General features: G+C 64.2%; 7 protein-coding genes. All 7 read left to right on the forward strand.

Translation table 11 applies throughout. The features are described from left to right. The first annotated feature begins 105 nt into the window (after nucleotides 1-105). Entirely contained in the window at nucleotides 106-2,358 is a 2,253-nt protein-coding gene (locus QTI66_RS20315) for a cyanophycin synthetase (RefSeq protein WP_286561666.1), read from the forward strand. A gap of 37 nt (nucleotides 2,359-2,395) precedes the next feature. Next, nucleotides 2,396-4,963: a cyanophycin synthetase gene (gene cphA / locus QTI66_RS20320; protein WP_286561667.1), complete on the forward strand. Its 2,568-nt coding sequence runs from the start codon at nucleotides 2,396-2,398 to the stop codon at nucleotides 4,961-4,963. Between the two features lie 197 nt (nucleotides 4,964-5,160). Beyond that, nucleotides 5,161-7,956 (forward strand): type VI secretion system Vgr family protein, encoded by a 2,796-nt coding sequence (locus tag QTI66_RS20325; protein WP_286561668.1) that lies wholly within the window; start codon nucleotides 5,161-5,163, stop codon nucleotides 7,954-7,956. Between the two features lie 25 nt (nucleotides 7,957-7,981). Beyond that, the gene (locus QTI66_RS20330; protein WP_286561669.1) at nucleotides 7,982-10,204 is read left to right on the forward strand and encodes a phospholipase D-like domain-containing protein; all 2,223 of its coding nucleotides are present in this window, start codon (nucleotides 7,982-7,984) and stop codon (nucleotides 10,202-10,204) included. A gap of 86 nt (nucleotides 10,205-10,290) precedes the next feature. Further along, nucleotides 10,291-11,838, forward strand: coding sequence for a tetratricopeptide repeat protein (locus QTI66_RS20335; protein ID WP_286561670.1), 1,548 nt, complete (start codon nucleotides 10,291-10,293; stop codon nucleotides 11,836-11,838). A 70-nt stretch (nucleotides 11,839-11,908) separates the two neighbouring features. Beyond that, nucleotides 11,909-12,337: an AP2/ERF family transcription factor gene (locus QTI66_RS20340; RefSeq protein ID WP_286561671.1), complete on the forward strand. Its 429-nt coding sequence runs from the start codon at nucleotides 11,909-11,911 to the stop codon at nucleotides 12,335-12,337. A gap of 149 nt (nucleotides 12,338-12,486) precedes the next feature. Further along, nucleotides 12,487-12,978, forward strand: coding sequence for a hypothetical protein (locus QTI66_RS20345; RefSeq protein ID WP_286561672.1), 492 nt, complete (start codon nucleotides 12,487-12,489; stop codon nucleotides 12,976-12,978). Nucleotides 12,979-12,981: the final 3 nt, after the last annotated feature.

Consider the following 12,981-nt stretch of genomic DNA (forward strand, 5'->3'; position numbering starts at 1 on the left):
GATGGCAAGGCGTCCCGCAAGCGCCGATTTTGACCGATACCCAAAGGCGTTTTTATTCTTTCCGACGTGCATGAAGCCGCCAAGGAACGCCCTACGAACGTTTCCATGACCCGTTTCGACGACATTCAACTCCTACGCGTTAACTACCTGCGCGGCCCCAATCTCTGGACCTACCGCCCGGTGCTCGAGGTCTGGCTCGACTTGGGCGAGCTGGAGGACTACCCCTCCAACAAGATCGAAGGGTTCACCGAGCGCCTCACCACCTTGCTGCCGGCGCTCATCGAGCACCACTGCGGCGTGGGCGAGCGCGGCGGGTTCATCCAGCGCCTGAACGAAGGCACCTGGTCCGGCCATGTGCTGGAGCACGTGGTCATCGAACTGCTCAACCTCGCCGGCATGCCGACGGGCTTTGGCCAGACGCGAAGCACCTCGCGCCACGGCGTCTACCGCATGGTTTTCCGCGCGCGCGACGAACAGGTGGCGCGCGTGGCACTGACGCAAGGCCACCGGCTGATGATGGCCGCCATCAACAACGACCCCTTCACCGCGGCCGACGTGCAGACCGCCGTCGGCGCCGTCAAGGCCATGGTCGAGGACTGCTACCTCGGCCCGAGCACGGCCTGCATCGTCGGCGCCGCCACCGATCGCGGCATCCCGCACCTGCGCCTGAATTCCGGCAACCTCGTGCAGCTGGGCTATGGCGCCACGCAGCGCCGCATCTGGACCGCCGAGACCGACTACACCAGCGCCATCGGCGAATCGATCGCCAGCGACAAGGAACTCACCAAGTCGCTGCTGGCCAGCTGCGGCGTGCCGGTGCCCGAAGGCCAAGTGGTCGAAAGCGCCGAAGAGGCTTGGGAAGCCGCCGAAGACATCGGCCTGCCCGTGGCCGTGAAGCCTTCGGACGCCAACCACGGCCGCGGCGTTTCGCTCGAACTGACGACGCGCGAGGAAGTCTTGGCGGCCTTTGCGGTCGCCGAGCCGGAAGGCAGCGACGTCATGGTCGAGCGCTTCGTGCGCGGATCGGAGCATCGGCTGCTGGTGGTCGGCGGACAGGTGGTGGCCGCGGCGCGCGGCGAAGTCATCACCGTCACCGGCGACGGCGAGCAGACCGTGGCGCAACTCATCGAGAGCCAGCTCAACAGCGACCCGCGCCGTGGTGCGGAAGAAGAATTCCCGCTGGACGTGATCCTGCCGCACACCGACATCAAGCTGCAGCTCGAACTCAAGCGGCAGGAGCTGGACAGCCATTCCGTGCCGGCTGACGGCCGCGTGGTCACCATCCAGCGCAACGGCAACCTGGGCGTGGATTGCACCGATCAGGTGCATCCTGAAGTCGCGCACGCCGCGGTGCTGGCCGCACGTGTGGTCGGCCTGGACATCGCGGGCATCGACCTCGTGGCGCAGGACATCAGCCGGCCACTCAGCGCGCAGGGCGGCGCCATCGTCGAAGTCAATGCCGGCCCGGGCCTTTTGATGCACCTGAAGCCGGCCGTGGGTTCGCCCCGCCCGGTGGGCCGCGCCATCCTCGATCACCTGTTCCCCGACGCCGACAACGGCGCCGCCGCGGGCCGCATTCCCGTGGTGGGCGTGGCCGGTTCGCGCGACACCGCCGTGCTGGCACGCCTGGTGGCCTGGCTCATCGGCCTGGGCGGCCGGCACACGGGCTTGGCCTGCCGCGACGGCCTCTTCCTGGAGCGCCGCCGCGTCGATGCGCGCAACAGCGCCAACTGGGAGGCCGGCCATCGCCTGCTTGTCAACCGCTCGGTCCAGGCCGTGGTCATCGAAAACGGCGCCGAGGCGATCCTGCGCGACGGCCTGCCCTACGACCGCTGCGAAGTAGGCATCGTCACCGACCTCGAAGGCGCCGAAGCGCTGGCCGAGTTCGACGTGACGGAGAGCGACCAGATGGTCAAGGTGCTGCGCACGCAAGTGGACGTGGTGCTGCCCGAAGGCACGGCCGTGCTCAATGCGGCCGACCCGCGCGTGGCGGGCCTGGCGCCGCTGTGCGATGGCGCCGTCATTCTCTACAGCGTGGATCCGCAGGCGTCCGCACTCAGCGCGCACCAGGCCACCGGCGGCAAGGCCGTGCTGGTTCGCCAGGACCGCGTCGTGCTCGCCACCGGCAGCAGCGAATCCTTCCTGCCGGGGCTGGCCCGCCTGACGATCTGGCGCGCCAGCCATATCGGTGTCAGCATCGAGAGCCTGCTGGCTGCCGTCGCGGCCGCGTGGGCGCTGGGCATTCCGCTGAACCTCATTGGCGCGGGAGTGCAGGCCTTCGAAGCCGACCTCCAGGCCGCGCTGGCCTCGCTGCAACTCACGCAGACTGCGCCGCAAACCGAACAACAACTCGCCTGACCACCGATCGCACAGCGTCGTCGGCACACCCACATCCATGGACGTCACCCGAATCCGCGCCCTTCGCGGCCCCAATCTCTGGAGCCGTCACACGGCCATCGAAGCCATTGTTTCCTGCAAAGGCGCTGAAAACAGCATCGGGCAACTGCCCGGCTTCGAGCCGCGCCTGCGCGCCCTCTTCCCGAACATCGGCGAGCTTCATCCCATCGCGCTGGGCCAGCCGCTCGCACTGGCGCATGTGCTGGAAAACGCCGCGCTGTCATTGCAGACGCAGGCTGGCTGCTCCGTCAACTTCGGGCACACCACGGGCACGACGGACGAAGGCGTCTATCAAGTGGTGGTGCAGTACAGCGAAGAAGCCGTCGGCCGGCTCGCCGTCAAGCTGGCGGAGCAGCTGATCAACGCTGCGCTGAATGACACCGCCTTCGACGCCGCCGACGCGGTTGCACAGCTGCGGGACCTGGACGAATCCGAGCGCCTCGGCCCGAGCACCGGTTCCATCGTCGATGCGGCCGTGGCGCGCAACATTCCGTTCCGCCGGCTGACGCGCGGCAGCCTGGTGCAGTTCGGCTGGGGTTCCAAGCAGCGCCGCATCCAGGCCGCTGAAGTGGACAGCACCAGCGGCGTGGCCGAAGCCATTGCGCAGGACAAGGAACTCACCAAGCAGTTGCTCAACGCCGCCGGCGTGCCCGTGCCGCTGGGCCGCCCCGTGAGCGGCGCCGAGGACGGCTGGGCCGCCGCGCACGAAGTCGGCCTGCCGGTGGTGGTGAAACCGCAGGACGGCAACCAGGGCAAGGGCGTCACCGTCAACATCACGACGCGCGAGCAGTTCAATGCGGCCTACGACTCGGCTGCCGAATACGGCGAAGTCATGGTCGAGAAGTTCCTGCCGGGCTTCGACTTCCGCCTGCTGGTGGTGGGCGACCGGCTGGTGGCCGCCGCACGGCGCGATCCGCCGCAGGTGATCGGCGACGGGCATTCCACCGTTCGGGCGCTGGTGCACACCGTCAACCTCGATCCGCGGCGCGGCGAGGGGCACGCCACCTCGCTCACCAAGATCCGGCTGGATGACATCGCCGTCGGGCGACTCGAAGCACAGGGCCTCACGCCCGACAGCGTGCCGGCCTTGGGCCAGCGCGTGGTGCTGCGCAACAACGCCAACCTGTCCACCGGCGGCACCGCGACCGACGTGACCGACACCGTGCACCCCGAGATCGCCGCACGCGCGGTGGACGCGGCGCAGATGGTTGGCCTGGACATCTGCGGCGTCGACATGGTCTGCGAAAACGTGCTGGTGCCGCTCGAAGAGCAGCACGGCGGCGTGGTCGAGGTCAACGCCGCGCCCGGCTTGCGCATGCACATCTCGCCATCTTTCGGCCGTGGCCGCGCGGTGGGCGAGGCCGTCATGGACACGATGTTCGCGCCCGGCGACGACGGCCGCATTCCCGTGGTCGCGGTCACGGGCACCAACGGCAAGACGACGACGGCGCGCCTCATCAACCACCTGCTCGCTTCCAGCGGACTGCGCACCGGCATGACGAACACCGATGGCGTGTACGTCGACGGCCGCCAGACCGACAGCGGCGACTGCAGTGGCCCCAAGAGCGCGCGCAACGTGCTGCTGCACCCGGACGTGGACGCGGCGGTGTTCGAAGTGGCGCGCGGCGGCATCCTGCGCGAAGGGCTGGGCTTCGACCGCTGCAGCGTGGCCGTGGTCACCAACCTGGGCAGTGGCGACCACTTGGGGTTGAACTACATCACCTCGGTGGAAGAACTGGCGGTACTCAAGCGCGTGATCGTGCGCAACGTGGCGACGCGCGGCTATGCGGTGCTCAACGCGGCCGACCCCAACGTGGCGGCCATGGCGGCAACCTGCCCCGGCGGCGTCATCTTCTTTACGGCGGACCGTTCGCATCCGGTCATGGCAACGCATCGCGCGCAGGGCAAACGCACCGTCTACATCGACCAGGACTCGCTGATTGCGGCCGAGGGTTCGTGGCGCGAACGGGTGTCGCTGCGCGACGTGCCCATCACGCGCAACGGCACCATCGGCTTCCAGGTGGACAACGTGATGGCGGCAGTGGCGGCGGCATGGGCCGTGGGCCTGGACTGGGACACCATCCGCAGCGGCCTGGCCAGCTTCATGAACGACGCGGCCGGCGTGCCGGGGCGATTCAACGTCATGGAATACCGCGGCGCGACAGTGATTGCCGACTACGGCCACAACACCGACGCAATGCGGGCGCTGGTGGCAGCGGTGGACACCATGCCGGCGAATCGCCGATCGGTGGTGATCAGTGGCGCCGGCGACCGGCGCGATGAAGACATCCGCGACCAGACGGCCATTCTCGGCAGGGCTTTTGACGATGTGCTGCTCTACCAGGATGCGGCGCAGCGCGGTCGCGCCGACGGTGAGGTGATGGGGCTGCTGCGCCAAGGGTTGCAAGGCGCCACGCGCACCACCTACATCGACGAGATCCGGGGCGAATTCATTGCCATCGACAGGGCGCTTGCGCGCTTGCAGCCGGGCGATCTGTCGCTGATCCTGGTGGATCAGGTCGAGGAGGCGCTGCAGCATCTGGCGCAGCGCATCGCGCAGGGTTGATGAAAAGTAGAAAAGTCACTGGCGAAGCCGCTGAACGAGGTAGCGGCAATCGCATCGCGCACCACCGGACTGCAATAATCCTCTGAAACCATTTCCCGGTCCACCGGGAGCGATTTCAGGGGGGAATCAATATGTCCGCAATCGGCGCGGCAGCGTCACGCACGCTTCAAGTCAGCAGTCCTGCCATTCCAGTTTTCTTGGGTTGTCCCACCCTCGAGCCTGTTCGACTTGCAGGCCACGAAGGCATCAATAGCCTGTTCGAATACGAACTGCTCCTGAAGACTCCCGACGCTCTGAACCTTGGAGCCAGCGGCGCCGCCGACCTCGATCTTGATTCCTTCATCGGCCGCGAGATACGCTGCTCCATTGACCTCGACGGCATGGGTCAGTTTCTCGCTGGCGCAGTCGGGGCATCGGTGGACCACATCGGCGCAGGCGTTCGCGAAATCAACGCACTCATCACCGAGGCCCAACTCTGGGGCGAAGAAGGCAGGCACATCCAGTACCGGCTCACCCTGCGCCCCTGGCTGCACTTGGCCACGCTTACCATCGACTGCAAGATCTTCCAGAACAAGACCGTCGTCGACATCCTCGATGAACTGCTTGCCGACTATGCCTTCCCGGTGGACAAGCGACTCATTGAGACCTATCCCGTAAGGGACCATCAGACCCAGTACAACGAGAGCGACTTCGAGTTCTTCGTGCGTTTATGCGAAGAGTGGGCCATCAACTATTTCTTCGAGCACAGCGAGGGTAAACACCGGCTCGTCCTCATCGACAACATGGGCAGCCACACGAAGAACCATAGTGCGGCCTACCAGCAGGTCGAATATCACGCCGCTGGCTGGAAAGTCGATGCCGAATACGTCCATGCCTTCGCCCCCAATCATCGCCTCACCAGCGGCCGCTACATCACAAAGGACTACGACTACACGAGGCCCAGAGCCGACCTGACCAGTGGTCGCAAAGATCCGCGACCCACAGGCCACGCTGACGGCGAGGTCTACCAGTGGCACGCCGGAAATGCCGGGAGCCACTACGCTCAGCCTCGAGCAGGCAACGCCGATGCCAACGACCCGCAGGCCGAGGGCGACCAACTTGCCCGCGTGCGCATGGAGGCCCTGCGCACGCACGGAGCCCGGGCGCGCGCCAGCGGCAACCTTCGCGGCATGGTACCCGGCTGCACCTTCAGGCTCAACAAGCACCCACGCGAGAGCGCCAACGCCGAATACCTGATCCTCGGCACTGACTTCACGATTGAAGACGTGGCCCAAGACAGCCAGACGCCCGATGCAACAAGGGCACGCAGGCAGCAGTGGCGCGTAGCCGTGGACTTCACTGCCCACCCGGTCTCAGAGTCCCTGCGCCCAGAAACCACGCGTGGCAAACCCCTCACCCATGGCCCACAGGTCGCACTCGTGGTGGGTCCCGAAGGGCAGAATCTGTGGACCGACGAATTCGGCCGCATCAAGGTGCAGTTCCCATGGGATCGTATCGGCCAGAAGAACCAGCACAGCACTTGCTGGCTGCGGGTATCCAGCCCCTGGGCGGGCAACCAGTTGGGCGGCGTCCACATCCCGCGCATCGGCCAGGAAGTGGTCGTCGATTTCATTGGCGGCGACCCGGATCTGCCGATTTGCACCGGGCGAGTTCACAACCAGTTGAACCTGCCGCCATGGAGCCTGCCCACGCAAAGCGCACTCAGCGGATTTCGCTCGCGCGAACTGACGACTGGCGGCGGTGGCAACAGCGCCGCAGGACGAAGCAACCACCTGCTGATGGACGACACCAGCGGGAAGATCCAGGCGCAACTCAAGAGCGACCACCAGCACAGCCAACTGAGCCTGGGCTTCATCACCCGAGTCGAAGACAACGCCGGGCGCAAAGACCCACGAGGCGAAGGCTTCGAGCTGCGCACCGACGGGCACGGTGTGGTCCGTGCCAAAGACGGCCTGCTTATCAGCACCGAGGCCCGTGATGCGGCTGCGGGCCATGCGAAGGACATGAACGAGACAGTGGCGCGACTGGCGCAGGCGCGCGACCTGCACGAGTCGCTGGGCAGCGCTGCGCAGGAGGCCCAAGCGCAGAGCGCCGGCGATCAGGATGACGTTGCCACGGCCATCAAGCGTCAAAACGATGCCATCAAGGGCGCGGGCAAGCAGACCAATCCAGAAAGCGATGCTTTTCCCGAACTAGACGAGCCGCATCTCCTTGTCGCATCCGCCGCGGGACTCCAGTGCACCAGCACGCAAAGCACCCATGTGCACGCGGGCGAGCACGTGGCGCTCACCAGCGGCGCACACACCAGCTTATCTGCGGCCAAGAGTTTTCTGGCGAGCGCCCGTGAGGCGATTCGATTCTTTGCATACCGCACTGGTATTCGCATGTTTGCGTTCGGCGGTGACATCGACATCAAGGCGCTAGAGGAAAGCATCAGCATTCTTGCCAAGCTGAACATTGTTCAAGTCGCCAACAAGATCACCATCACCGCCAAGGAAGAACTCGTGCTCAACGGCGGCGGTAGCTTCATTCGCCTGAACGCATCGGGCATCGAAGACGCCACTGCGGGACGGCATATCGAATATGCCGCGACCCACATCATGGCCGGACCGAAAAACGCACCGACGCAGGAAGTTAGCGGAACGTCGAGCCTGAAAGACGTCAAGACGAGCCGAACCTTTGTGCTGCGCTCACATCCGGAAGACGGACGCCCCGTCGCCATCGAACCCTACACGCTCTACAAGGACGGCGCCGAAATCGGCAAGGGGGTCACGGACGCGCAGGGCCGGATTCTCATGGAAGACCACAAGCCGGGTACCCGCGCCTACAAGATCAAGCTGAGCAATGGCCATGAATTCGAGTTACCGGTAACCCCCCGCCTTGAAGGCCTTGACCAACACCTGAGCGCCAAAGGCTATCGCGCTGCGCAAGGCGACCCAAAGGACCGCAAGAACCACGCGCAGCACCGCCAGGGCAGCCCTGACGAGATCTGACGCCGCGAATGCCACGAGTCATACTATGTCCACACCTCCCCAAACCCAGCAAAAGTCCGTCATACCGCTGAGCGATGAGACGTGCAGCGCCACAGGCAGCATGCAATGGAAATTGGAGCAGAACATCGATGCGAAGACGCCGGTTTTTCACTTCAACAACCTGTCGGTCTACATCTGCGGGAAAGACAGCTTCAACAAGATCGCCGAAGACATCCGGAACGCCGAGGAAAGCATCGACATCATTGCCTGGGGGTTCGACCCCGCCATGGAACTGGAGAATCGCACACTTGGGCCATGGCCTCGTGGCGCCACATACGGCGACCTACTACGCGATGCGGCCCAAGGCGAGCTCAACAGCGGCAAGAAGGTCCGGGTGCGTCTGCTGTGCTGGCACAGCGACCTCGCCGTTCTTCTCGCGGGCAACAACATGCCGGGCTACAAGCTGGCGTCAAATTACGAAGTCCAGCTCGGGTCATTTGACAGCTTTGGGTCTGCGCTACACCAAGGAAAACCAAACACGTCGCTTCATGTGGCAACTCGTGTCCAAGACAGGCGCGCACTCTTCAACGCTCGCTGGTTCCGTGACGTCGTTGCCGGCAACATCGAGAGCCTTTCCTTGCGCACGCGCGGCGGTGTGCATGCGGACGTTGTGGCTGACTTGAAGAAAGAAGCCGAGCGCGGCATACACGTCTCCGGCATCGAGCGGCTCGGCCTGGAGCTAGTTGCAACCCATCATCAAAAGACCATCGTCATCGACTACGGAGGAAAAAACCCCCGAGCCTACGTGATGGGCCTGAATAGCGTCACCGACTATTGGGACACAGAGGAACATGTCTACAACGACCTGCGGCGCGGCGAGAACTTCGAAGGCGACGACAAGGACCACTCCGTGGGCAAGGACTGGACGCATGCCAGTTCGGGCCAGCCGACATTGAAGCCATACCAGGACTATGTGTGCCGGATCGAAGGCGATGCGGTCGCGGGTGTGTACAAGAACTTTGTCGAAGCGTGGAACAAAGCCGAAGCGAAAGGCAAGGGCGCCGGCAGTCCCGCCGCTGAAGAAGTTAATCTGAACGCACCGTCCAAGCACCTCTCACGCAATCTCAAGGCTGCATGCAGCCGGGCGCAAATCCTGCGCACCCTGCCCGACCAAGAGGGTGGCGAGCGCTCGATCGAGCGCCTCTACTACCAAGCCAGCAGCTTTGCGCGTCACTACCTCTACATCGAGAACCAGTACTTCCAGCACACCGACTGGGCCCGTGCCCTGAAGGCTGCGCGTTTGAAGTTGGTAAATGCCTGCACACAAGGCAAACAGCCTGTGGCGATGGCGGACATACCGGTTCTGCATGTGATGGTCGTCATACCGACCCCCGAACGCGGGCTGATGGTGCCGCGCACACACGACACTGTGGCTGAGTTGGGCTATGGCGATTCGGCGCCCAAACAGGACGCGATGATCCGGCAGGAACTGGAGCAGCACGCCCAATACGAGCGGGATTTTGCCAACTACACGAATACGAACAAGACGCACCGAGTGCGCAAGGAGGTCTACCCTGTCTCACCGCCGAGAACGCCGCCGCCGATGTCTGAGCTTGCACAATCTCACCTGGCGGCCAGCAAGGGCAAGGAGAGCCAAGCCGTGCGTGACACGCTGGCCAGTACCCTGGGCATGCGCACGCTGGTGGCCAGCTTGTGGACCTATGACGGCAATTGGAGCCAAGCCAATCTACCGATTGCCAAACTCATCGAGGAAGAAAAGCAGCGCTACACGCGCCAGACAATGGAGTGGGACCGGCTCTACGCCGGCCAATCCAGGTCCATGCCATCCTCAATGCCGCCCCGCCCTGAGCCGCCGCCCAACCGCAGCCAGAAGCTCAGGAACGCCGTGGCCCAGCGCTATCGCGAGGTCTACATCCACAGCAAGCTGATGGTGATCGACGACAGCATGTTCACGCTGGGCAGCGCCAACTTGAACCTGCGAAGCTTTGCGGTAGACAGCGAGATGAACATCGCCAGCGACGACGCGCGTCTGGCAAGGCGTTTGCGACAGCAGGTGTGGGCGCAGCACACCAAAGGACGGTTTGATGGGGGCGGGACTGCGACGGTGAAAACGGCGATCGAGGGGACATTTAAGGACTGGGAGAAGGAAGCCGCTGCCAATCTCGATAAGAAGATTGGCGGCAAATCCCTCACGAGTTTCCTTGTCCAGTTCCTCGACGAACGCACCAGCGCCATCCGGGGCGGCTGACCATGCGCCCACCATCGCGCTTCCAGCGCTGGCCAACTCACCTTCTGACTCTTTGCTTCCTTCTTCTCAATCTGACCGCCTGCAACATGAGCAACCTGCCCCGCAACATGAACTTGAAGGCCTTTAACCCGCACAGGGCGGAGTTCACATGCCAGTACGAGGCCGACGCCAATCCACCGATCACTGCCGAGGCCGATGCGCTGTTCCAGCATGGTATGGCGCTAACCAGCTATGACTTGCTGCCCAAGCAGCGTGACTACGCGAAGGCGGCCGAGCTTTGGAAGCAGGCTGCCGCGATGGGGCACTGGAGAGCCTCGATGAATCTGGCGGGCCTGTACGAGAGTGGCTTAGGCGTACAGCAAGACAGCGAGCAGGCAGTGTTGGTTGTCGAGGAGCTAATGAAGAAAGGCGTGCCGGCTGCCTTTGACAAGATGGGCACGTACCATCAGCGCGGCATCGGCGTGAAGACGGACACGAGCCGGGCATACGCGCTCTGGCAGCTTGCGGCGGACATGGGGAACGCTGCGGCTCAAGCCTATCTTGGCTCTAAACTGAAGGGGGCCTACGACAACCCTGGCCAAGGCTTTTGGGGGAACCGCGAGGTAGCACTCAAGATGCTCGAATGCGGGCTTGCACAGGGCAACAAAGATGCCGCCTACGAATTGGCGCTTACGCTGGAAAACACCGATGAGTCGCACGCTCGTGCGCTGCGCGTTTTTCACGAAGGCGTCAAGTTGGGCAGTTCAAAAAGCGCGAACTACCTCTCGTCCTCTTTTCGGCATGCCGAACCCCTCACCGGCAACACCATCGATACAACACGCTCGGAGCGCTACAACGAACTAGGCAATGCCTTGGAACGCAACCCCGACCTGCGCTTCCCCAACCTGGACAAGGTGCTGCCCCTGCCACCGGCCGAGTTGCCCCTGTGGGACGGCAAACGCGAGACCTTGGTCGATGCCGCCAAGGCCTTGGTCGCCAAACCTGCCGTCAAACCCACACCGGGCGCACAACGCACCGGCCGCGGACATATCCCGCAAGACCACGTGCTGCGCGCCCCAGACCGCCCGATAGTCGTCGAAGCCACGTCCCTGGTACCCCACAGCGGCTACTGGCTGCCCCATCTGTACAACGTCCACCGCGAACATGAGCGCGCGTGGGAGGCGGCCCAAGTGCCTCAGCGCTACGCCCGGGGCGAAGCGTTCGAGATGGTGGACCGCAGCAGCATGGGCGCCTATGCAAAGGTTGCACCACGCACAGTCTGGGCGTACATGGGCGAAGCCGTGGCCGTCCAGCAGTCCGCGCACCCGCGTGTGGCGCAAGGCCTTGCTCGCCCGACTCGCGTGCCCGAGCCGCTGCTGCGCTGCAAGGGCATGCTGCCGTGTCCACGCACGGGCGTATGGGCTGCCCAGGTAGCTCGGGAGCATCCATTTTCCAGGTCGTACAACCGCTGGGATCGCTTTGCATATGTGGAAAAGGACCAGCCCTTTCCCAATCCGCAGGACCAGCACATCCCCGTCGCGCCAAATGAGGTGAGTTGGCTGTGGCTGGATAACGCCAATCAACGCAGCTGGTCGGGCGACGCGCAGGTGAGCCTGAGCGATCTGCACGACGCACATTTCGAGCCGCTCGCGTGACCTGCGGTCAAGGAGCGGCACCGAGCGCCGAGTCCCAAAGACTCAATACGAAGCAATCGATCGTAGAACCATGTCAGGTCCACCCAGAGCACCAACAAACAAGCTGAACATCTATCGCGTAGAAGACGAGGCACGTTGGCTTGCGACCATCCAGGGCAGCGGTGTCCAGTTGCACCAAAGCTTTGCGGACACCAAACTCGGCGGCAAGCGTGCAGCGTTGAAGGCTGCGATTGAATGGCGAAATGCAATGCGCGCCCAACACCCCACGATGCCGCAAAGCGAACGCATGCAGATGGTGACGGTCGCCAACACGTCCGGCGTTCCGGGCGTCTTCTATTGGCACGACGGCAAGGGCAGGCCGTATTGGAAGGCGCAAACCACCGTCAACCGGCAGACCGTCGCAAAGGCCTTCTCGGTCGCACGCTATGGATATGCCGAAGCTTTCAAACTAGCTGCCGAAGAGCGAAAAAATCAGATCGAACGGATGGCGCGTTCGTAGTGTCTTGTGCCGGATTCGTCCGACAGCGATTCGGCACCTGCAGGCACGGCGGCCCGCCACCCCCGTCCCACACCGGGCTGCTGAAGCCCTGTTCACACTGATTTTCAGCGCGTCGCAGCAGTGCGCGCGCCAATCACAAGGAGTGAACCATGAAAGCAACCCGAATCGTCTGCTCTGCCCTGCTGGCCCTCGGCAGCAGCTTCGCTGCCTCCGGCGCGATGGCGGCAGGACCCACGAGCTACCAGCGTGCCGTGTGTGATGGCGTGATGCAAGACCGTGCCGCCTGCATCCGCGAAGGCGGCGCCGCCCGACAGGCTGCACAGACGGGCGCATTGACGACGCCTTCCCCCGATTCAGCGCTTCAAAACGCGCTGGCACGTTGCCAGAACCAGCCGGCTGAAGACCAGCGCGCCTGCCAGGACCGCGTACGCGGCACCGGTGTCACGGCAATTGATGGGAGCGTACTCGGCGGTGGCGCCATTCGCGAGACGGTAACGCCAGTCCCCGTGGCGGCAACTCCGCTGCCTGCGGCGTCGCCCATCCCGTTGACGCCGACCGTGGCGCCGATGCCAAGGCCGATGCCCCCACCGCCGGTGATCGTGCCAGCGCCGGCCACGGTGATCGTCGTACCGGCGCAATGATCT

This window comes from Variovorax brevis (genome assembly GCF_030317105.1).
Classification (GTDB): domain Bacteria; phylum Pseudomonadota; class Gammaproteobacteria; order Burkholderiales; family Burkholderiaceae_C; genus Variovorax; species Variovorax brevis.

Coding starts and splice junctions, on each gene's coding strand:
- QTI66_RS20315 (WP_286561666.1), top strand. CDS start 106: ATGACCCGTTTCGACGACATTCAACTCCTACGCGTTAACTACCTGCGC.
- cphA (WP_286561667.1), top strand. CDS start 2,396: ATGGACGTCACCCGAATCCGCGCCCTTCGCGGCCCCAATCTCTGGAGC.
- QTI66_RS20330 (WP_286561669.1), top strand. CDS start 7,982: ATGTCCACACCTCCCCAAACCCAGCAAAAGTCCGTCATACCGCTGAGC.
- QTI66_RS20335 (WP_286561670.1), top strand. CDS start 10,291: ATGAGCAACCTGCCCCGCAACATGAACTTGAAGGCCTTTAACCCGCAC.
- QTI66_RS20340 (WP_286561671.1), top strand. CDS start 11,909: ATGTCAGGTCCACCCAGAGCACCAACAAACAAGCTGAACATCTATCGC.
- QTI66_RS20345 (WP_286561672.1), top strand. CDS start 12,487: ATGAAAGCAACCCGAATCGTCTGCTCTGCCCTGCTGGCCCTCGGCAGC.